Source organism: Gammaproteobacteria bacterium, from assembly GCA_016195665.1.
GTDB lineage: Bacteria > Pseudomonadota > Gammaproteobacteria > SURF-13 > SURF-13 > JACPZD01.
This window is the reverse complement of sequence record JACPZD010000026.1, coordinates 20052-40094: the sequence shown is the minus strand read 5'-3', so window position 1 is coordinate 40094 and position 20043 is coordinate 20052. Positions and strand designations below refer to the sequence as shown.

At 59.4% G+C, this 20043-nt stretch carries 20 protein-coding genes, 2 tRNA genes and 1 pseudogene; 12 read left to right on the top strand and 11 right to left on the bottom strand.

The window, feature by feature from the left end:
- Positions 1-17: 17 nt before the first annotated feature.
- Positions 18-551 carry an RNA pyrophosphohydrolase gene (locus HY028_07460; protein ID MBI3344670.1) on the bottom strand — a complete coding sequence of 178 codons (534 nt, stop codon included), beginning with the start codon at positions 549-551 and terminating at the stop codon, positions 18-20.
- 130 nt (positions 552-681) lie between these two features.
- On the opposite strand from HY028_07460, the gene HY028_07455 reads away from it, so the two are divergent.
- Positions 682-1335 carry an HAD family hydrolase gene (locus tag HY028_07455; GenBank protein ID MBI3344669.1) on the top strand — a complete coding sequence of 218 codons (654 nt, stop codon included), beginning with the start codon at positions 682-684 and terminating at the stop codon, positions 1333-1335.
- A gap of 82 nt (positions 1336-1417) precedes the next feature.
- Here the strand turns inward: HY028_07455 and metE are convergent, their stop codons facing one another.
- Complete coding sequence (gene metE, locus HY028_07450) at positions 1418-3715, bottom strand: 5-methyltetrahydropteroyltriglutamate--homocysteine S-methyltransferase (protein MBI3344668.1); 2298 nt, start codon at positions 3713-3715, stop codon at positions 1418-1420.
- 115 nt (positions 3716-3830) lie between these two features.
- On the opposite strand from metE, the gene HY028_07445 reads away from it, so the two are divergent.
- On the top strand, positions 3831-4745 hold the full coding sequence (locus HY028_07445; protein ID MBI3344667.1) for a LysR family transcriptional regulator: 915 nt from the start codon (positions 3831-3833) through the stop codon (positions 4743-4745).
- Here HY028_07445 and HY028_07440 read toward each other — a convergent pair.
- Positions 4737-5063 carry a hypothetical protein gene (locus tag HY028_07440; GenBank protein MBI3344666.1) on the bottom strand — a complete coding sequence of 109 codons (327 nt, stop codon included), beginning with the start codon at positions 5061-5063 and terminating at the stop codon, positions 4737-4739. The two genes, HY028_07445 and HY028_07440, sit on opposite strands and share 9 nt — an antisense overlap.
- Positions 5064-5247: 184 nt before the next feature.
- Here HY028_07440 and HY028_07435 point away from each other — a divergent pair, with 184 nt between their 5' ends.
- The 4 genes from HY028_07435 to HY028_07420 all read left to right on the top strand — a co-directional run bounded on the left by HY028_07435 (position 5248) and on the right by HY028_07420 (position 8954).
- Positions 5248-6387, top strand: coding sequence for an ABC transporter permease (locus HY028_07435; protein ID MBI3344665.1), 1140 nt, complete (start codon positions 5248-5250; stop codon positions 6385-6387).
- Positions 6387-7148 (top strand): ATP-binding cassette domain-containing protein, encoded by a 762-nt coding sequence (locus HY028_07430; GenBank protein MBI3344664.1) that lies wholly within the window; start codon positions 6387-6389, stop codon positions 7146-7148. Before HY028_07435 ends, HY028_07430 begins: the two co-directional genes overlap by 1 nt.
- 198 nt (positions 7149-7346) lie before the next feature.
- Positions 7347-8303: an MCE family protein gene (locus tag HY028_07425; protein ID MBI3344663.1), complete on the top strand. Its 957-nt coding sequence runs from the start codon at positions 7347-7349 to the stop codon at positions 8301-8303.
- Positions 8304-8324: 21 nt separating this feature from the next.
- The gene (locus HY028_07420; protein MBI3344662.1) at positions 8325-8954 is read left to right on the top strand and encodes a membrane integrity-associated transporter subunit PqiC; all 630 of its coding nucleotides are present in this window, start codon (positions 8325-8327) and stop codon (positions 8952-8954) included.
- A gap of 130 nt (positions 8955-9084) precedes the next feature.
- On the opposite strand, the gene HY028_07415 is transcribed toward HY028_07420, so the two are convergent.
- A tRNA-Arg gene (locus HY028_07415) sits at positions 9085-9158 on the bottom strand.
- A 273-nt stretch (positions 9159-9431) separates the two neighbouring features.
- Positions 9432-9507: transfer RNA gene (locus tag HY028_07410), tRNA-Ala, on the bottom strand.
- 127 nt (positions 9508-9634) lie between these two features.
- Between HY028_07410 and HY028_07405 the strand changes: the two genes are divergently transcribed.
- The 4 genes from HY028_07405 (at position 9635) to psd (ending at position 12558) form a co-directional block, all read left to right on the top strand.
- Positions 9635-10330 (top strand): TIGR04283 family arsenosugar biosynthesis glycosyltransferase, encoded by a 696-nt coding sequence (locus HY028_07405; protein ID MBI3344661.1) that lies wholly within the window; start codon positions 9635-9637, stop codon positions 10328-10330.
- Positions 10327-11037 (top strand): TIGR04282 family arsenosugar biosynthesis glycosyltransferase, encoded by a 711-nt coding sequence (locus tag HY028_07400; GenBank protein ID MBI3344660.1) that lies wholly within the window; start codon positions 10327-10329, stop codon positions 11035-11037. The genes HY028_07405 and HY028_07400 overlap by 4 nt, the downstream gene beginning before the upstream one ends.
- On the top strand, positions 11034-11573 hold the full coding sequence (mog, locus tag HY028_07395; protein MBI3344659.1) for a molybdopterin adenylyltransferase: 540 nt from the start codon (positions 11034-11036) through the stop codon (positions 11571-11573). The genes HY028_07400 and mog overlap by 4 nt, the downstream gene beginning before the upstream one ends.
- A 121-nt stretch (positions 11574-11694) precedes the next feature.
- Positions 11695-12558, top strand: a complete 864-nt coding sequence (psd, locus tag HY028_07390) for a phosphatidylserine decarboxylase (GenBank protein MBI3344658.1) — start codon at positions 11695-11697, stop codon at positions 12556-12558.
- 83 nt (positions 12559-12641) lie between these two features.
- Here the strand turns inward: psd and HY028_07385 are convergent, their stop codons facing one another.
- From HY028_07385 to rpoE, 5 genes and pseudogenes are all read right to left on the bottom strand, one after another.
- Positions 12642-14084: a DegQ family serine endoprotease gene (locus HY028_07385; GenBank protein ID MBI3344657.1), complete on the bottom strand. Its 1443-nt coding sequence runs from the start codon at positions 14082-14084 to the stop codon at positions 12642-12644.
- Positions 14085-14109: 25 nt separating this feature from the next.
- Positions 14110-14409: pseudogene (locus HY028_07380) on the bottom strand (SoxR reducing system RseC family protein).
- Positions 14410-14411: 2 nt separating this feature from the next.
- Entirely contained in the window at positions 14412-15377 is a 966-nt protein-coding gene (locus tag HY028_07375) for a MucB/RseB C-terminal domain-containing protein (protein ID MBI3344656.1), read from the bottom strand.
- A gap of 10 nt (positions 15378-15387) precedes the next feature.
- Positions 15388-15957 (bottom strand): sigma-E factor negative regulatory protein, encoded by a 570-nt coding sequence (locus HY028_07370; protein MBI3344655.1) that lies wholly within the window; start codon positions 15955-15957, stop codon positions 15388-15390.
- A 14-nt stretch (positions 15958-15971) separates the two neighbouring features.
- Positions 15972-16553, bottom strand: a complete 582-nt coding sequence (gene rpoE, locus HY028_07365) for an RNA polymerase sigma factor RpoE (protein ID MBI3344654.1) — start codon at positions 16551-16553, stop codon at positions 15972-15974.
- A gap of 152 nt (positions 16554-16705) precedes the next feature.
- Between rpoE and nadB the strand changes: the two genes are divergently transcribed.
- Positions 16706-18328: an L-aspartate oxidase gene (nadB, locus tag HY028_07360; GenBank protein ID MBI3344653.1), complete on the top strand. Its 1623-nt coding sequence runs from the start codon at positions 16706-16708 to the stop codon at positions 18326-18328.
- 48 nt (positions 18329-18376) lie between these two features.
- Here the strand turns inward: nadB and HY028_07355 are convergent, their stop codons facing one another.
- Positions 18377-18805: a hypothetical protein gene (locus HY028_07355; protein ID MBI3344652.1), complete on the bottom strand. Its 429-nt coding sequence runs from the start codon at positions 18803-18805 to the stop codon at positions 18377-18379.
- A gap of 91 nt (positions 18806-18896) precedes the next feature.
- Between HY028_07355 and HY028_07350 the strand changes: the two genes are divergently transcribed.
- Positions 18897-19901, top strand: coding sequence for a folate-binding protein YgfZ (locus HY028_07350; GenBank protein ID MBI3344651.1), 1005 nt, complete (start codon positions 18897-18899; stop codon positions 19899-19901).
- The last annotated feature ends 142 nt before the right edge of the window (positions 19902-20043 follow it).

Genomic DNA, 20043 nt, shown 5'->3' with positions numbered 1-20043 from the left:
GCGGGCTCTCCATGCGCTTAACGGCCTTTTACCGAAGGAGCGGCGGGGTGGGGATCGGTGAACTCGGCAGGCGGACCCGCCTCGGGCAACAGCGGGGCCAACTCGCGCAGGGCTTGTTCATACACCTCCCGCTTGAACGCGACCACCTCCAGAAGCGGCTCCCAGTAATTGACCCAGCGCCACTGGTCGAATTCCGGCTTGCCGCTGCGATCCAGCCTTACCGCCTTCTCGCCGGCCAGCAGACGCAGCAAGAACCAGATCTGTTTCTGGCCGACATACAGCGGATTCCGGTCATAGCGGATAAGATTTTTGGGAAGCTCATAGCGCAACCAGTCCCGGGTGCTGCCCATGATCTCGACATGAGCGGGCAACAGGCCGATCTCTTCCTCCATCTCCCGATAGAGAGCCTGCTCCGGGGTCTCATGCTCGGCAATCCCGCCCTGCGGGAACTGCCAGGCATTTTGCCCGATGCGCCGCGCCCATAGCACCCGGCCCTCCTGATTACTCAGGATGATGCCGACGTTGGGCCTATAACCATCCGAATGAATCACGTGACTGCCACAGCCTAAAGATTAATTACCTGCATTGTTTCACAATCATTAAAATTAGCAACTGGTTTGTCGCCGGGACCTGATCTCAACCGGTGTACAATGCCCCTGTTTTAACCGCGGATTACACTCCATGAGTCTCGCCATCTTTGATCTCGACAACACTCTGCTGGGAGGAGACAGCGACTATCTATGGGGTAAGTTCCTGGCCGAACAGGGCATCGTGGACGCCGGGCACTACGAGCGCGAGAACCTGCGCTTTTACAAGGAATACCAGGCCGGCACGCTGGACATTCATACCTTCCTCGAATTTCAGCTCAAGCCTCTGACCCAACATCCGGTGGATGTTCTACATGGCTGGCGTGAGCGATTCCTGAGCGAAAAAATTTGGCCGATCATACTGCCCAAGGCCGTGGCCTTAGTGGAGAGGCATCGCGCTCAAGGCGATACCCTGCTCATCATCACCGCCACCAACCGCTTTATCACCGAGCCGATCGCCGCCCGCTTCGGGGTGCCGCACCTACTCGCCTCCGAGGGTGAGATCCGGGAGGGACGCTACACGGGCAAGATAAAGGGCGCCCCTTGTTTCCGGGAGGGCAAGGTCATGCGGCTCGGTGAATGGTTACAGGAGCACGGACAGACGCTGGAGGGAAGCTGGTTTTACAGCGACTCGCATAACGACATCCCGCTCCTGGAGCGGGTCAACCATCCCGTTGCCGTAGACCCCGACACGGAACTGGCGCGGCGCGCGACGAGCAAGGGCTGGCCGGTTATCAGTTTGAGATAGGACTCGCCAATCTACTATTCACCGCGGAGAACGCAGAGGAATAAGATCTGGTCTCCGCGTCCTCCGCGGTGATGATTTTAATCTAATGTTGCAGCTTCTGGCGCAACGTCTCTGCGGCGGCGACCATGTTGCCGAGCGCGGTCTCGACTTCCGGCCAGTCGCGGGTCTTCAAGCCGCAGTCGGGATTGATCCACAAGCGCTCCGCCGGCACCACCTTGGCGGCCTTTTCCATCAGGCGCACGATCTCTTCCTTGTTGGGCACGCGCGGCGAGTGGATGTCATACACGCCCGGCCCGATCTCGTTGGGATAAGAGAAATTCACGAAGGCGTCGAGCAGTTCCATGTCCGAGCGTGAGGTCTCGATGGTGATGACGTCGGCGTCGAGCGCGGCGATGGAGTCTATGATGTCGTTGAACTCCGCGTAGCACATGTGGGTGTGGATCTGGGTGTCGTCTTCCACCCCGCCCGCGGTGACGCGGAACGCCTCCACCGCCCAGCGCAGGTACTCGGTGCGCTCGGCCTTGCGCAGCGGCAAGCCCTCGCGCAGCGCGGGCTCGTCTATCTGCACCACCTTGATGCCGGCCTTTTCCAGATCCACCACCTCGTCGCGCAGCGCGAGCGCGATCTGCATGGCGGTCTGGCTGCGCGGCTGGTCGTCGCGCACGAACGACCACTGCAGCATGGTGATCGGCCCGCTCAACATGCCCTTCATCGGTTTATCGGTGAGCGACTGCGCGTACACGCTCCACTCCACGGTCATCGGCTTGGGACGGCTGACGTCGCCGAAGATGATCGGCGGCTTCACGCAGCGCGAGCCGTAGCTCTGCACCCAGCCGTTCTGGGTGAAGGCATAGCCTTCCATGAGTTCCCCGAAATACTCCACCATATCGTTGCGCTCGGCCTCACCGTGCACCAGCACATCGAGACCGATCTGTTCCTGCTTGCGCACCGCGAGTTCGATCTCCTCCTTCATGCGGGTCTTGTACTCGGCCTCGCTGATACGGCCGGCCTTGAAGTCACGCCGCGCGTTACGAATCGCCTGGGTCTGCGGAAAGGAACCGATGGTAGTGGTGGGCAGCAGCGGCAGCTTGAGCAAGGCGTGCTGCAGCTTGGCACGCTCGCTATAGGGCGCCTGGCGCGAGGCCATCGAGGCGGTGAGGGCCTTCATGCGGGCGCGTACTTCCGGGCGATGGATGCGCGGTGAGGACTGGCGCGAGGCCATCGCCCGGCGGCTCTCATCAAGCTCCTTGCCTGCGCTGGCGCGGCCCCCGTTGACCACATTCCTGAGCGTCACCACCTCGGTAACCTTTTGCGTGGCGAAAGCCAGCCACAACTTGAATTCCTCATCCAGGCCGCGTTCGAGGCTGAGATCCACCGGGCTATGCAGCAGTGAACAGGAAGGCGCGACCCACAAACGCTCTCCCAGACGCGCCTGCAAGGGGTCAAGCACGGCCAGGGTCTTCTCGAGATCGTTGCGCCAGATGTTACGCCCGTCCACCACGCCCGCCGAGAGCACCTTGTAAGGAGGCAGTTCATCCAGCACCGCAGCCAACTGTTGCGGCGCACGCACCAGGTCTATGTGCAGACCCTCGGTAGGCAGGTGGCAGGCGAGGCGCAGGTTGTCCTCCAGCGCGCCGAAATAGGTGGCGAGCAGCAGCTTGAGACCCGAGGCTTGCAGTTTTTGATAGGCCCGCTCGAATGCGGTCTTCCAATCCTGCGGCAAATCCAATACCAGAATCGGTTCGTCTATCTGCACCCACTCCACGCCTTCGGCCTTGAGGCGCGCCAGGATCTCGGCGTAGACCGGCAGCAGCCGATCCAACAGACTCAGCTTGTCAAATGTCTCACCCTTGGTCTTGCCCAACCATAAATAGGTAAGCGGACCGACCAGCACCGGCTTGGCGCGCACGCCCAGCGCCTTGGCGCCGGCGAGTTCGTTAAACAGCTTGCTGGAAGCGATGCGGAAGCTCTGGTCGGCGGTGAACTCGGGGACGATGTAGTGATAGTTGGTGTCGAACCACTTGGTCATCTCGCAGGCGTAAGTGTCTGCGCTGCCGGCCTTGTCGCCGGGCGCGCGGCCGCGCGCCATGCGGAAGTACGTCTTGAAATCCACATTGCCGCTGATCTCACCAAAGCGTTTCGGCACCACGCCGAGCAGCACCGACATATCAAGCACATGGTCGTACCAGGTGAAATCACCGGCCGGGACGAGGTCAAGGCCCGCCTCGGCCTGCAGCTTCCAATGGCGAGTGCAGAGTTCGCGGCCGACCGCTTCCAGCGCGGCTTGGTCCTGCTCGCCCTTCCAATACGCCTCCAAGGCGCGCTTCAATTCACGCTTCGCGCCGATACGGGGAAATCCTAGATTGTGTGCTATAGCCATCTGCTTTACTCCTGGAAATTTAGTCGCTATTAGCGATTTGAGGCTAGTTTGACGTGTACAGCATAATGAATCAATTTCTATATTTTAATATTAAACATGAATATAATTCATGATTATGCTGCAAATACGACATTTACGCGCCCTGCTTGCGATCCGCGACAGCGGCAGCCTCGCCCAAGCCGCCGTGCGGCTGCATCTGACCCAATCCGCCCTCTCACACCAGATCAAGGCGCTGGAGCACCATTACGGCAGCCGGTTGTTTCAGCGTAAGAGCAAACCCCTTAACTTTACAACCGCCGGTCAGCGCCTGTTGGCGCTCGCCGAGCAGATGATCGGCCAGTTACGCGAGGCCGAGAGTGACCTGGCGCGACTGCAGTCGGGCCAAACCGGCCGGCTCTCTATCGCCATCGAGTGTCATAGCTGCTTCGAGTGGCTGATGCCCAGCATGAACGCCTTTCGCGAACACTGGCCGGAGGTCGAGATGGACCTCTCGGCGGGATTTAACTTCGACTCCCTGCCGGCCTTGCTCAAGGGCGGGATTGATCTGGTGATTACCTCTGATCAGCAATCACTCCCGGGCGTCCTGTTTGAACCGCTATTCGGCTACCAGGCCCTGCTGGTCATAGCGAATGACCATCCTCTTATCGAACGCACGTGGATCGAACCGCAGGACTTGGCCGGCGAGACGCTCATCACCTACCCCGTGCCGCGCAACCGCCTCGACATCTTCAAACGTTTTCTGGAACCCGCAGGGGTGGAACCGGCAGGACTCCGCACCACCGAGCTGACTCTCATGATGGCGGCACACGTCGCGAGCCGCCGTGGCGTTGCGGCCTTGCCCAATTGGGTGGTGGAGGAATATCTCAAACACAACTACGTCGCCGCGCGCCCGCTCGGCCGCGAAGGCCTGTGGGGCACGCTCTACGCCGCCTTGCGGACCAGCGACGCCGACATACCTTATATGCGCGACTTCATCCGCGTGGCGCGTGAGATCTCGTTCAACAACCTGGCTGGCATTCAATCAGTGTAAATTGTCGTCGTCAAAATCTTCCGCCGTGAATTCATCCTCGGCCATGTCGGTGACCATGGAGTGGATTTCGATGTCGAACCACTCCTCAAACATCTCCAACGTCCTGTCGGCGGGCCACAGGGACTCATCGTTGTACCATGCGTCCAGTTCCATCTCGAAGAGCTCTTCGAAGGAGGCGTAGATATATCCCAAGGCATCCGCCTCATCATCAAAGTCGGGGATCAACAAGGCCGTGCAGTCGTGACGCAGGTCCCCCAACGTCAGCTCCAGCGGCTCCGGATCGGGCACCTCGGCCAGCCAATCCAGAAACGGCTTCAGTAATTAAGACTACACTTCATGCTACGTCTCCGCCCCCTATTGAGGGGGCGGGACAGGGTGGGGGTAGAGTAAACAGGGTTTTTACTCAGGAGTCACATTATAACGTTGTAGCCTTATTTTCTGACTCCTGAGTAAGTGTAGACTAATTGAATTACGGACTTCTCAGTAACCTACCCTTTCCGATATGACGGATAACCTCATTGAATCAAATACTTCTCCGGCGCTACGCGAGACGCATGCTACGGATGGTACAAGGGTTTTAGAGTTAACGGGTGCATGGAATCTGCACAATCTCAAAGCGTTATTGCGTACTTTAGGCCCGAGACTTAAGGCGTGTGCAGCCGACCCCTCCCTGCATTGGGCTATGCAGGGGATCGCGGAACTCGATAACGCCGGCGCCGTGTTGCTGTGGCATGCGTGGGGAAGACAAAGGTTGAAAAACCTGACGCTGCGCCCCGAACACATGGTCCTGTTCGACCGCCTCAATGCCTTATCGGAAACAACGCTACCGCGCAGCCCTCGCGACCTCCTCACGCCGGTCATCTTATTGGGCAAGCGCACACTTTCTTTAGCCGATCATGTGGAGGGCTTTATTGCACTGCTGGGCCAGTTGGGACTGGACGTCGCCCACCTCGCACGCCGTCCAATGCTGATTCCGTGGCGCGAGATATCCGCCAACCTGTACCGCACCGGCGCCCAGGCCCTGGCGATTACCGGACTGCTGGGTTTTCTCATAGGCGTAGTGCTTTCCTATCTGTTCAGCAAACAGCTCAGAATTTTCGGCGCCGATATTTTCATTATCAACATTCTCGGCATCAGCATACTGCGTGAGCTGGGTCCCGTGATTGCCGCCGTCCTCGTCGCGGGCCGTTCCGGCTCGTCAATGACGGCGCAACTCGGTGTAATGCGCGTCACCCAGGAACTTGACGCCCTGGCAGTCATGGGCATTCCTTACAGCGTGCGCCTGATCTTACCCAAGGTGGTGGCGCTCTCGATATCGCTTCCCCTGCTGGTGCTCTGGACCGATGCCGCTGCACTGCTGGGCGGTGCACTGGCGGCGAAGGTGCAACTCGACATCGGCGTAGCGCACTTTATGAATCAGCTCCCCGACGCGGTGCCCGTTGCGAATCTCTGGCTTGGGGTAGGCAAAGGCATGGCGTTTGGATTTCTGATCGCACTTATCGCGTGCCTGTTCGGGCTGCGTATACTCCCGAATACCCAGAGCCTCGCTGCAGGGACGACAAACTCAGTCGTTACATCTATCACCATCGTGTTACTCGTTGACGCCGTGTTCGCCATAGTATTTAGCGATGTGGGCGTGTGATGACGGGTAAACCCTGCATCATTGAAATTGATGGCCTTTGGGCTCGATACGGTGATACCGTTGTGCTCGAGGACGTGAATCTTTGCGTGCATCATGGCGAGGTGCTGGCGCTCGTTGGCGGCTCCGGCAGCGGTAAAACCACTCTGTTAAAGACCATCCTCGGCCTCGAAACGCCGTCACGCGGCAGGGTAAAGGTGTTTGGGGCGCCCCTGCACGAGGGCGATCCGCGGGCACGGCTGGATTTGCGTAACCGCTGGGGCGTGCTGTTTCAGGGCGGTGCGCTATATAGCGCCCTCACTGTATTTGATAATATTGCCTTGCCGTTGCGCGAACTGCACGTACTCGATGAGGCATCCATCCGCACGCTCGTGAGACTTAAGCTCGACATGGTGCAGATCGAACCCAAGCACGCCGGCAAAATGCCCGCCGAACTTTCCGGCGGCATGGTAAAACGCGTTGCACTGGCGCGTGCGATGGTGCTCGAACCGGAACTGCTGTTGCTCGACGAGCCCACGGCGGGGCTCGATCCAGAGCTTAGCGAGAGCTTCGTAAAACTGATCGGGGATTTGCGTAAGGAATTGTCCTTTACCGTCATGATGGTCACCCACGATATTGATACGCTGTTTGCACTCAGCGACAGGATTGCGGTGCTTGCGAATCGCCGGCTCATTGCAACAGGCCCGCTCAAAACCGTGATGCAATCAGATCATCCTTTTATACACAAGTTTTTTGCAGGCCGCACGGCCGTTGCCGGCGCCTGAGAATATTGGAATGATAACGCGCATTGGATTCCGGGATTGTTCCGTTTAAGAGCATGTCCATGAAAAGTTCCCCTGTGTCCCTTGCGATGAAAAGGCTTCACCACGGAGGGCGCGGAGGAGAAACAAATCCTTTTTGAGGGTATTCCTCTGCGTCCTCTGCGGTAAATCATTTATGGATAAGTCCTAAGGTAATTCGATATGGAAAACCGCGCCCATGCCATCGCCGCCGGATTGTTTGTCATCGTTTTCGTCACGGCGCTCGCGGCAGCCGCCATTTGGTTCAGCGGCGACACTGCGAAGGAGGACGTCTACCTGCTCGTCTCGAAATCATCGGTGTCAGGGCTGAATCCGCAGGCGGCGGTACGTTACCGCGGTCTTCAGGTAGGCCGGGTTGAGAAAATTATGCTGGACCCCCAACAACATCGTACGATTTTAGTCCGCATTCTGGTAGGCAGCGGCACCCCGATCACACAAGGCACCTATGCAGAGCTTGCCTACCAAGGCTTGACCGGTCTTGCCTATATTCAGTTGGATGATGACGGGACTATGCCAACCCCGCTTCAAACGAGCCCCGAAGCGCCCGCCCGTATCGAGATGCGGACTTCGCTGTTACAAGAAGTGGGGGCTTCCGCTCCGCTGCTGCTCGCGCGCATCAGCATGCTCACCGAACGCATGAGCAATGTGTTCGACGATGAAAACCTTAAACGCGCGAAGGCTATACTCGCCAATGTCGAACACGTTTCGGCGCGTCTTGTCACGCTCCAGGATAAGCTTGATCCTGCCATCACTGCGCTGCCTTCCGTCGTAGCCAACACCCAGGGCGTACTCAAGAAGGCCGATGCGCTGCTCGTTGATCTCAGCACCTTGACGGCCAAACTTCAGCAGCAAGTCATGACTTTCGACAGAGTTGCCGCAAGCGCGGAAAAGGTCGCCGCCAGTGCGGAAAAAATCGGAGCGGCAGGCGAGGCGGTGGGTGACGAGGTGCGCTCTTCGGCATTACCGAAATTCGACCGGCTGCTGGATGATCTGTCTCGCACCTCCAAAAATCTTGATAGACTCCTGACGGATATCGAGCGGCGGCCGCAAAGCCTGGTCTTCGGCAAGCCCCCCTCGCAGCCGGGTCCGGGAGAGCCAGGCTTTGCGGCCCCACCTTGAATAAAGACTCATGGGCATCTCATGAAAAAAACAAAAATTGAATCCGGCATGGCTGCCATGCTTATTCTGTTGATGGTTAACGGTTGCAACAACTTGCCGAAAGATAATGCTCCAATCGTTGCGTATGATTTTGGCCTGCCGCGGGAAAACGCGCCCGATCAAACACCGCGCATGGCCGGCCGGTTGGAGGCCTCTCCTGTCACCGCGCCGTCCTGGCTCGACAGCCCGGCAATCTTATACCGGCTCGCTTATCATAACGCTGCGCGCCTGGACTCTTACGCCGACAGCCGCTGGGCTGCGCCGCCGGCGGCCTTGATAACGCTACGCCTGCGTCAGGCCCTCTCCACAGCCAGCGACACCTCCAAGGGGAATCCGACACCACAGAACGACCCGCCGAACCGGTTGCGGGTTGATCTTGAAGAATTCAGCCAGATATTCGATTCGCCGCAATCGAGCCGGGTATTATTTCGCGCCCACGTAAGCCTGACCCAAAAAAACGAACAGACTCCTCTCAGAGAACGTACTTTTACCTTGGAACGTCAGGCCCAGACCCCGGATGCCGCGGGCGCAGCGAGTGCGCTGAGCCTAGCCAGCGATGAGTTCATTGACGGAGTGCTTAATTGGCTGGCAAGCACACCCGGCATCCGTTGATTAAGGGATTCGGGCTCGACCGTGCCCCCCGCCTCGGCGCGGGCTTTGGGAGTGAAGCTTGCCAACTCCGGATAATTAGTGTTGAATATTTCTTGTATAGATTATTTTTATAAGTTATTGATTTTTTAAGTGCCCCGGAGACGATTTGAACGTCCGACCTTCCCCTTAGGAGGGGGATGCTCTATCCATCTGAGCTACCGGGGCAATATTGACACCAATGATGCCATCCCTGGCGTAACCGCTTAGCCCCGCCGAGCACCAGCCCGGACTTCCTTGTCCGGTCGTTCGCTCGTTTCACGAGATCACCCCTCTGAGCTACCGGGGCAATTTTGACACCCATGACGCCATCCCTGGCGTAACCGCAGAGCCTTGCCTAGCACCAGCCCGGACTTCCCTGTCCGGTCGTTCGCTCGTTTCACGAGATCACCCCTCTGAGCTACCGGGGGCAAGGGTAAAGGCGGACCCGGGCCAGGTATTTGGTGGAGCGGAGGAGGATCGAACTCCCGACCTCTGCATTGCGAACGCAGCGCTCTCCCAGCTGAGCTACCGCCCCATAATAGTTATGCCCAGCGGCTTGCTTGGCGCCGCACGGACAGGGCCGCCATTGTAACACCGCAACGGACCGGGTTCCATGTGTGCCACACCAGCGCCACATCGGGCTTTCGTTTATCATGCAGCCCATGAATGACGCCGCACCAGGGCTCTCCATTATCATCCCCACGCTCAATGAGGCTGCGGCTATCGTCCCGACCCTGACCGGCTTACACGCCTTGCGCGCGGCGGGACACGAGGTCATCGTCGCGGACGGTGGCAGTACCGACGCCACGTGCAGCCTGGCGGCGCCGTTCGCCGATCAACTCCTGCACAGCGAACGCGGCCGCGCGCGGCAGATGAACCGCGGCGCGTCGGCGGCTCGCGGAGAGGTCCTGGTTTTTCTGCATGCCGATACGCTATTGCCGGAGGGCGCGGATCGCGTGATCCGCGCAGGACTGGCGCAGACCGGCGCCCGCTGGGGACGTTTTGACGTGCGCTTGTCGGGGAGTCACATTTTGCTGCGCGTCGTAGAAACCCTGATGAATGGGCGCTCGCGGCTGACGGGTATCGCCACCGGCGACCAGGCGATCTTTGTGCGCCGCGATGTGTTCGAACAGGCGGGCGGATTTCCCGATATTCCCCTGATGGAGGACATCGCCATCAGCCGAATTTTGCGCCGGTACAGCCGGCCGCTCTGTGTACGCGAACGAGTCATCACCTCCAGCCGCCGCTGGGAACGGCGTGGTATTGTGCGCACGATTTTGTTGATGTGGCGATTGCGGCTGGCTTACGCCTTCGGTGCGGACCCGCAACGTCTCGTGCGCCGGTATTATTCCTCATGAACCTGCCATTTCCTGACGCGCGCATCATGGTGTTTGCCAAGGCGCCCGTTGCGGGCGCGGTCAAGACCCGCCTCATTCCGGCGCTGGGCGCAGAAGGCGCAGCGGCATTGCACGCCATGCTGGTGCGGCATTGCATCGCGACGGCAGTCGCGGCGCGGCTTAGCCCGGTCGAGCTTTGGTGCAGCCCGGACACAAACCATCCCTTTTTCACACAATGCAGCAAAGACTACGGAGTCACTCTTCGGGAGCAGCAGGGAAACGATCTGGGCGCGCGCATGGCGCACGCCTTCGATACCGTCTTGCAGCGGAGTCCTTGTGCGGTAATTATCGGGACGGATTGCCCAGCCCTCACCTCTCAGGATTTACGCACGGCGATTGATACCCTAGTCGCTCCCGGCATCCTGCCTTCCGCGACATTAGTACATCCCTGTACGTCACGGGATGGATTTGATGCCGTTATCGGCCCGGCCGAGGACGGCGGTTATGTGTTGTTGGGCTTGCGCAAGGCCGCGCCGCTCCTGTTTGAAGACATTGCGTGGGGCAGTGGCGGAGTGCTTGCCCTTACCCGCGAGCGGCTGAAACGGCTACAATGGCGCTGGCGCGAACTCGCCCCACGCCGGGATGTGGACCGCCCTGAAGATCTCGAAGAGCCGCAGATACGACGACTGTTAGTTGAAGCCGCTGCCATGCACGATACACCCTTATGACCACTCAACCTGTACGCATCGGCATCGTCACCGTCTCTGATCGCGCCAGTAAGGGCGTCTATAAAGATTTAGGCGGGCCCGCAATACGCGAGCAATTAAAAAAGATACTCGCCACGCCGTGGGAGGCGTTTTCCTGTGTGATTCCCGATGAACAGCCGGTGATCGAGGAGACGCTCAAGGACTTGTGCGACACGCAGGGCTGTTGTCTGGTCGTCACCACGGGCGGCACCGGCCCCGCGCCGCGCGACATCACGCCCGAAGCGACCGAGGCGGTGTGCGACAAGATTCTGGACGGTTTCGGCGAGCAGATGCGCGCGGTGTCGCTGAAGGTAGTCCCGACCGCGATACTGTCGCGACAGATCGCCGGCATCCGCGGCAAGGCGCTGATCATCAATCTGCCCGGCAAACCCTCCTCCATTGCGGATTGCCTGCAGGCCGTGTTTCCGGCGGTGCCGTATTGTATTGACCTCATCGGCGGGCCGTATCTGGAGACGAATCCGGACGTGCTGGTCGCGTTTCGGCCTAAAAAGCAGTAGCAGGTGATGAAACTGCAAACGATTTACCGCGGAGGAGAGGTATGTCATTAAATATAATTTCCCTCTGCGTCCTCTGCGGTGATATTTATTGTAGGTGTTGTTGCGGTAAACACGATACCCAATGTCCAACGATTGGTTAAAAATCCTCCCGCACTATCTGTTGCCGCAACACCTGCTATCGCGGCTCATGTACGTGCTCACGCGCGCGCGCCGGCGCGTGTGGAAGGACTGGCAGATAAGCTGGTTCATCCGTCGCTACAGGGTGGACATGAGCATCGCTGAACAATCCGACCCGCTCGCCTACGAAAACTTCAACAGCTTTTTTACGCGTGCACTTAAAGCCGGGGCGCGGCCTGTCGCTGCAGGACTGAATGAAATTGTCTGCCCGGTGGACGGAGCGGTGAGTCAGATCGGCGGGATCTCGGAAGGACGGATCATTCAGGCCAAGGGGCGCGACTACAGTCTTGTTGAATTGTTGGGTGGCTCAGAGGAGCGCGCCGCGCCGTTTTTGAACGGACAATTCGCCACGCTTTATCTCAGCCCCAAGGATTATCACCGGATACACATGCCCGTCACCGGCCGGTTGCGCGAGATGGTCTATGTGCCGGGCCGTTTATTCAGCGTCAACGCGCTGAGCGTGCGCGGCATCCCCCGTTTGTTCGCGCGCAACGAGCGGGTGGCGGCGATCTTCGACACCGAGATCGGGGCGATGGCCGTCGTCATGGTCGGCGCATTATTTGTGGGGAGTATTGAAACGGTGTGGGCGGGAACCATCACCCCACCCTACCGCAGCAGTTTGCAACGCTGGAATTATCAAACCCGGAACATCGCTATCGAGCGCGGCGCGGAGTTGGGCCGCTTCAACATGGGTTCGACCGTGATCGTGCTCTTTGAGTCCGGAGACATCACCTGGAATCCCACCCTCGCCGCCGGGAGCGCCGTACAGATGGGCCAAGCTTTAGGGCGGCTTAAGCTTTCACAATAAAACCGGTTAACGCTGAGGTCGCAGAGGAAAATCTAATTTATTACATCCCTCTGCGCCCTCTGCGGTGCATGTTTTATAGTGAGCTATTGTTCGTCCTCTTTGGTAATCTTCAAGGCGAGGAACAAGGCGCCGTTGCCGCGCTGTACCAGCACCGGCACGGAAGCATCTACCGGCAGACCCTTCACCACTTCGCTGAAGTGGCTCGTATCCTTGATCTCGAGGTTGTTGATCTTGAGAATCACGTCGCCGCGCCTGATACCCGCGCGCTGTGCAGGACCGCTGTCCACCTGCTGTACCAGCACGCCGTTCTTGACGTCGAGTTGCTTGCGTTGTTCGGCGCTGAGATCGGCAACCGTGATGGCTACGCGATTGGCTTCAGCAGTCTTCGGCTCACCCTGCGCAAGTTTAAGCTCTTCTTCCTTGGGTAGTTCCGCGAGCTTGATCCTGAGGGTCACCGGCTTGCCGTTGCGGATCAGCTTGACTTCATACTCGGACCCGACCTTGCTGCGGCCGACCAGCTTAGGCAGGTTGGCCGACTCGATCACCGGTTTGCCGTCGAAGTCGGTCACAATATCGCCGACCTGGATGCCCGCCTTCTCCGCAGGACCGCCGGGCAGGATGCGCGCCACCAGCGCGCCGCGCGGATCGGTCATGCCGAAGGATTCGGCGAGGTCGCGGGTGACGTCTTGAATGATGATACCGAGCCAGCCGCGTGTAACGTGACCCTTGGACTTCAATTGTTCGACAACGTCCATCGCCACATCGGAGGGTATCGCGAACGACAGGCCCATAAAACCGCCGGTGCGGCTGAAGATTTGCGAATTGATGCCGATCACCTCGCCGTCGAGGTTAAACAAGGGCCCGCCCGAGTTGCCCGGGTTGATGGCGACGTCGGTCTGAATGAAGGGCACGTAACTCTCGGTGGGCAGGCTGCGGCCGATGGCGCTGACGATGCCGGCGGTCGCAGAGTGGTCAAAGCCGAACGGCGAACCGATGGCCAACACCCACTCGCCGACCTTCATCTTGGAGGGATCGCCGATCTTCACCACCGGCAGGTTTTCGGCCTTGATCTTGAGGAGGGCGATGTCGCTGCGCGGGTCGGTGCCTACTACTTGGGCAACCAGTTCCCGGCGGTCGCTCAGGCGGACGAGGATCTTGTCCGCGCCTTTCACTACGTGATTGTTGGTGAGCACATAACCTTCCGGCGAGACGATGAAACCCGAACCCAGGGATTGCGCATCGAACTCCTGGGGCGGGCCGTCGGGGCGGTCCTCGAAAAAGCGCCGGAACAGATCATTGAGCGGGCTGTCCTCGGGAAGATCCGGCATCTGCGGCATTTTCGGCATCTGGCGCGACTTCGGATGTTTGATCTTCTGCGTGGTGCTGATGTTGACCACCGCGGGGCCGTTTTGCTCGACCAGTGCGGTAAAATCAGGCAGATCCCGCGCCTGGACGGCTATGGAAGACAACAGCAATAAGGCGCTGATGATCGAAGCGAAAGTAATACGTGACAAAGGGTGTTTCATGAATACTCCACAGGGTTGATGAAGATTAAGCGGTTAGACTAAAAACGGTATTTCCAGGAGAGACTGAAGCTGTTGCACGGCGGATGATGACGGGTTGATAGCGCGGGTCCCTGGCAATCTTTTTTGCATAGTGGCGCAGCCAGGCGAATCCGCCGGCGAGGCCGCCCAAGCCGGACAAAATCGTGAGACCTTCCGTCGTCGTCAGCGAGCGTCGCGGCGCCGCAGCCCTTGTTGACCGCACAAGCGGCACAGTGCTTTTACGCTGGGTCTCGACCCAGGCGAAATCGTCTTCCAAGCCACCAACGCGGGCGGTTTCTTCAATCATGATCAGGGGTTCATGACCGATAGTCCGACCAGTTCTACGGTGGCCGCCGGGGCCTCTCCGACCACGGTGATCTGATGACCATCAATGACCCTGCCATAGGCGTTTACGGCGCCGCGCCGCGACAGGCCCTCGAACTTTTCCCGCTCGTCGAATTCTTCTATGAAGACGGAGACCGAGGCGAGCCCGTCCGTCAACACCAGGTGCTCCACCGGCCGCTTGTTGCGGGGCATAAGATGCTTGGTGTGCCCACCCAGCCTAAAACCCGCCGGCATCTTGGTCACCCGCCAACGGGTATCAGATTGTAAATGTGCGGCTAAGGGTTTGTGTTTATCGTGCGCGGCGGGTGAGTCAGCGGGATTCTCGTGTTCGTCCCGCGGTGGAGTATCGAACACCTTGAGTTCGGTGAACATCATCTGTTCCAGAGGCGCGCCTTGCTCGCTTAACAGGTCCGCCTTTAGCAGTAGTCCCGTGCCGTTATGGAGCCACAGGTTATAGCCGTAGCGATATTGATCCCTGGGCTTGATGAGCAGCATCTGGCCGAGATGACCGGCGACCCGCTCCTGCCCCGCCAGGGAAAAATCGTAGTGTTTACCGAGCTCGCTGATGACGGGTTCCATGTCGTCCAGTCCTGAAAACGGCGGGCGCAACTGACCTTCGCTCATCGTCAAGACGGTATCGTCGGGGAGTATGTGGGTCACGCTGCTGTTGCTTCGGATCACGCCGCGCCCTACGCCGGTTAACGAGACCAGTTGTTCGTGCTCGCCGTCGGCATCCATGCGATGGGTGATACGCATGGTGGTCATCTGCCGGTCGTGGATGTAGACGAAGACGCCCTCATAGTTGAGGGCGTGCGCCGCATAGGACATCTTTTCCAGCCATTCGCGCGCGGCGGGGGCGATGTCCGCCCTGGCCGTGAGTAACGGCAAGCCCGCCAGCAGGCATGTGCCGCACACTGTCCAGAGGCGCATTATGAGAAACCTAGGGGTTCGTCTCATACCCGACTATCCGGGCGTAAGGCAGCATCCCCTGCATCTCGGTAGACATGGAATATTGATTGTGATTGGCCAGGTAGATGTCCAGCTTGGACTCCACGGACGGACGGCCCGCGCTCCAGCGTGACCGGCCTGCGGCACTGGAAACCTGCGCTACCGGGGCTGCCCCGGACAGGCCGGCAAGATTGACAGGGGATGCGGTTTGCAGCGGTGCCGTGGTCTGCAGGCCGAGTACCGCCACCGCGGCGATCGAGGCGGCCACGGCGAGACCGGCCAGCGGCTTAAAAATGTGAGGGGTGAGGCGTGAGGGGTGAGGCGTAAGGCGGCGCGGGGAAAGATGGGTGGGTTCGGATTCGAGGGCCTGGATGACGCGGCTTGCGACATTGTGTTTGATGTGGCAGGTGAGATCGCTGCGCAGCGCGTCGCTGATTAAGTGGTAGCGGGTCCAACACATTCGCAGCCCGGCATCCCGCTGCAACTGATCCAGCAACCGGCCGGTTTCGGCCTCATTCAGCTCACCGTCCATCAGTGCTGAGATGTGTTCGTCTTTACTCATAATCATTACCTGCTTCAACTCGATTCCAACAGGGGCTTCAGTTTGCTGTCTATCGCCTCACGCGCCCGGAATATCCGGGAGCGCACCGTACCGACCGGGCAGGCCATCACCTCGGCGATCTGCTCGTAGCTGAGACCCTCCAGCTCGCGCAGTGTGATGGCGGTGCGCAGATCCTCCGGCAACTGGTCAATGACCCGAGCCACGGTTTGCTCGATGTCATCACGCAGCAGGATGTGCTCCGGCGTGGCATACTCCTTCAGCGCCGTCGCGCCGCTGAACTGCTCGGCGTCCACCACATCAATATCCTCATCAGGCGGCCTGCGTCCCTGGGCGACCAGATAATTCTTTGCCGTGTTGATGGCGATCCGGTACAGCCAGGTATAAAAGGCGCTGTCGCCGCGAAAGTTCGGCAGCGCCCTATAGGCCTTGATAAAGGCCTCCTGGGCGACGTCCTGGACCTCACTTGGATCACGAATATAACGCGAGATCAGTTTGACCAGCTTATGCTGGTACTTGAGCACCAGGACATCAAATGCCTTTTTCTCCCCCCGCTGTACACGCTCTACCAGGGCCTGATCAATATTCTGTTCCCCCATAGGGGTCTTGTTTGTCACCTTGGACCGGGCTCTGCAGTGGTGATAGACCTTATAAGTCCAATATAGTTCGACAGAAACGTCAATTTATCATTATAGTCGCTCTTGTCAGTCCGGCGAAAGTCGCACTATACACAGACCCTAACCAACCATCCATGACTCAACACCCCAATTTCGATGTCCTCGTCATCGGCAGCGGCCTCGCCGGTCTCAGCCTGGCCCTGCGCCTCGCACCTCATGCGCGCATCGCCGTAGTGACCAAAGGACCGCTCAGGGAAGGCGCGAGTTTCTATGCACAAGGCGGTATCTCGGCGGTGCTCGACAAGGGCGACTCTATCGCCTCACACATCCGCGACACCCTGATCGCCGGGGCCGGACTGTGCGACGAACAGGTCGTGCGTTATACCGTGGAACACAGCAGAGAGGTGGTGCAGTGGCTCATAGATCAAGGTGTGGCGTTTACCCAGGAGGCCCAACCGGATGGCAGCTTTGAATATCACCTCACCCGCGAGGGCGGGCACAGCCACCGCCGCGTCATCCATGCCGCCGACGCGACCGGGCGCGAGATCGAAACCACCCTCGAACAGCAGGTGCGGAACCATCCGAACATCGCGCTCTTCGAGCAACACATCGCCATAGACCTCATCACCTCAAAAAAGTTGGGCTTGGGAGGGGGACGCTGCCTAGGCGCCTACGTGCTCGACCGCGGCTCTGATCGGGTGGAGGTGTTCAGCGCCTGCTTCGTGGTGCTGGCGACGGGCGGGGCGGGCAAGGCCTACCTATACACCAGCAACCCGGACGTCGCCACCGGCGACGGCATTGCCATGGCCTGGCGCGCGGGCTGCCGCGTCGCCAATATGGAGTTCATCCAATTCCACCCGACCTGCCTGTATCACCCGCGCGCCAAGTCGTTTCTGATCACCGAAGCGGTGCGCGGCGAGGGTGGACGTTTACTGCTGCCCGACGGCACGCCGCTCATGACGCCGTTCGACCCGCGCGGCGAACTCGCCCCGCGCGATATCGTGGCGCGCGCCATAGACCATGAGATGAAGCGCCTCGGCATCCCTTGCGTGTATCTCGATATCCACCACAAGCCCGCCGAATTCATCAGGTCGCACTTCCCCACCGTCTATGCGCGTTGCCGCGAATTCGGCTTTGATATGACGAAGGAGCCGATCCCGGTCGTCCCCGCCGCGCACTATATCTGCGGCGGGATCATGACCGACCTCCACGGGCGCGCGGATATCGAGGGGTTGTATGCCATCGGCGAAGCCGCCTTTACCGGCCTGCACGGCGCCAACCGCATGGCCAGTAATTCGCTGCTCGAATGCCTGGTGTTCGCCGCCGCAGCGAGCGAAGACATCCTCGCGCAGTCAGCTCCGGCACCGGTTCCGCCGGCGTTGCCGGAATGGGACGAGAGCCGCGTGACCGATTCGGATGAAGAAGTGGTCGTCTCGCACAACTGGGATGAACTGCGGCGCTTCATGTGGGACTATGTCGGCATCGTGCGCACCAACAAGCGCCTGGAACGCGCCAAACACCGGGTGGAGTTATTGCAGCAGGAAATCACCGACTACTACAGTAATTTCAGCGTCACCAACGATCTTATCGAACTGCGCAATCTGGTGCTGGTGAGCGACCTCATCATCCGCTCGGCCCTGGCCCGCAAGGAAAGCCGCGGACTGCACTATACGCTGGATTATCCAGATCCGGACGTCTCTCATCCGCCGGCGAATACCATTCTCGTCCCGCCGAATTACTCGCCTGGTGAGGAGTAAGGCGTGAGGAGTGAGGAGAAATCGGCTTTACGCTTTACGCCTCACGCCTCACTCCTCACTCCTCACACTTAGCAACCGCACACGCAATCGCCGGAAACCCCCGGCATCCAGCGCATCCGGCAACAGCACCAGAGTACGCCGCTGCCACCAGCACCCGGTCACGAAATTGAGTAAGACCAGATACGGGCTGACATAACTACCCGCCGATAAGCGCGCCGGAACATTTTGGCCCTCGGCCGAGCGCAGCGTCCAGCGGCCTTGGGTATCCCATACCAGCTCGACGATGGCCTGCCTGCCGTTGCGCAGGGCATGCAGAAACAAGCCGCGCAACAGGCTGTAGGCCAGCGCACCGGTGAGTACGGTGGCCAACCACCAGGGTAGCGGCATAATCATCAGTAGCCACAGGGCACCGGCGTGGCCGAGCAGGAGTATCGCGGTCAGCCATAGGGAGCGGCCAATTTCCAATCTTATAGACATCGCCTCTGTCTGTACCCTCTTCGTATAGAATGGGTTGAAAGCGTAGTCTTGAATAACCTATCCGGCAAGCGCATTAATTAATAGTCTACACATGAACACCGACTGGCAAACCTATCTCAACAATAGCGGAACACCCCCGGACATTACCGCAATCGGCGATCATGCGCTGCTGATTGCTGATCTGTCAGAACTCGGCCTGATCGCCGTGCTGGGCGCGGATGCCGCGAATTTCCTGCAGGGCCAGTTCAGCAACGACGTAAGCGAGGTCTCGGAGCGGCGCAGCCAGCTCAATGCTTATTGCAGCCCCAAAGGCCGGTTACTGGCGATTTTCAGACTATTCCAGCGCGACGGGATTTATTATTTATTGCTCCCCCATGACGTTCTCGACGCAACCCTCAAACGTTTGCGGATGTATGTGCTGCGCGCGCAGGTGACCCTCAGCAACGCCAGCGACCGGCTCATCCGTATCGGCGTTTTCGGCCCCGGCGCGGCCACGCGTGCAGCGGGCGTGTTGGGCACCCTTCCAAATCAAGTCAACGAGGTTGCACAGATCCCTCGCCCCGACGGGTTGTTCACGGTGCTGCGCCTGCCTGGAACTATGCAGCGCTTTGTTATTGTCGGAGAACCCGTAGGCATCAAGGCATTGTGGGACGCTTTGCAGCCGGATGCCCTGCGGGTGAGCGCGGATTATTGGCGCCTACTCGACATCCGCGCCGGTCTACCCACTATTTACACTGCCACGATGGATACCTTTGTGCCGCAAATGGTCAACCTGGATCTGCTCGGCGGGGTAAGCTTTACCAAGGGCTGTTATCCGGGCCAGGAAATCGTCGCGCGCACCCATCACCTCGGCAGCATCAAGCGCCGCATGGTGACCGCGTGGGCTGACGCGCCCGACCCGCCCACGCCGGGTGATACACTCTATGCTCCCGGCAACAGCCAGGCGGTGGGACAGGTGGTGGATGCTCAACTCTCACCGAGGGGTGTCTTTGAAATGCTGGCTGTGGTACAAATTTCGCATGGAAAAGACCCACTCCACCTGAAATCGCCCACGGGACCGCTGGTGAGGCTCGAGGAGTCGCCCCTAGGGGAATAGTACTCATAAGTCAGTAAGTAAGACTACATTTCCCATCGCGTCCCCGCCCCCTATGCAGGGGGGTGAGGCAGCGAAGCTGCCGAACGGGTGCACAGGGATGTGCACCCTGGACTTTTGCGCGGCGCAGGAAGCACAGCGCAAA

Coding starts and splice junctions, on each gene's coding strand:
- HY028_07455 (MBI3344669.1), top strand. CDS start 682: ATGAGTCTCGCCATCTTTGATCTCGACAACACTCTGCTGGGAGGAGAC.
- metE (MBI3344668.1), bottom strand. CDS start 3,715: ATGGCTATAGCACACAATCTAGGATTTCCCCGTATCGGCGCGAAGCGT.
- HY028_07445 (MBI3344667.1), top strand. CDS start 3,831: ATGCTGCAAATACGACATTTACGCGCCCTGCTTGCGATCCGCGACAGC.
- HY028_07435 (MBI3344665.1), top strand. CDS start 5,248: ATGACGGATAACCTCATTGAATCAAATACTTCTCCGGCGCTACGCGAG.
- HY028_07430 (MBI3344664.1), top strand. CDS start 6,387: ATGACGGGTAAACCCTGCATCATTGAAATTGATGGCCTTTGGGCTCGA.
- HY028_07425 (MBI3344663.1), top strand. CDS start 7,347: ATGGAAAACCGCGCCCATGCCATCGCCGCCGGATTGTTTGTCATCGTT.
- HY028_07420 (MBI3344662.1), top strand. CDS start 8,325: ATGAAAAAAACAAAAATTGAATCCGGCATGGCTGCCATGCTTATTCTG.
- HY028_07405 (MBI3344661.1), top strand. CDS start 9,635: ATGAATGACGCCGCACCAGGGCTCTCCATTATCATCCCCACGCTCAAT.
- HY028_07400 (MBI3344660.1), top strand. CDS start 10,327: ATGAACCTGCCATTTCCTGACGCGCGCATCATGGTGTTTGCCAAGGCG.
- mog (MBI3344659.1), top strand. CDS start 11,034: ATGACCACTCAACCTGTACGCATCGGCATCGTCACCGTCTCTGATCGC.
- psd (MBI3344658.1), top strand. CDS start 11,695: ATGTCCAACGATTGGTTAAAAATCCTCCCGCACTATCTGTTGCCGCAA.
- HY028_07385 (MBI3344657.1), bottom strand. CDS start 14,084: ATGAAACACCCTTTGTCACGTATTACTTTCGCTTCGATCATCAGCGCC.
- HY028_07375 (MBI3344656.1), bottom strand. CDS start 15,377: ATGCGCCTCTGGACAGTGTGCGGCACATGCCTGCTGGCGGGCTTGCCG.
- HY028_07370 (MBI3344655.1), bottom strand. CDS start 15,957: ATGAGTAAAGACGAACACATCTCAGCACTGATGGACGGTGAGCTGAAT.
- rpoE (MBI3344654.1), bottom strand. CDS start 16,553: ATGGGGGAACAGAATATTGATCAGGCCCTGGTAGAGCGTGTACAGCGG.
- nadB (MBI3344653.1), top strand. CDS start 16,706: ATGACTCAACACCCCAATTTCGATGTCCTCGTCATCGGCAGCGGCCTC.
- HY028_07355 (MBI3344652.1), bottom strand. CDS start 18,805: ATGTCTATAAGATTGGAAATTGGCCGCTCCCTATGGCTGACCGCGATA.
- HY028_07350 (MBI3344651.1), top strand. CDS start 18,897: ATGAACACCGACTGGCAAACCTATCTCAACAATAGCGGAACACCCCCG.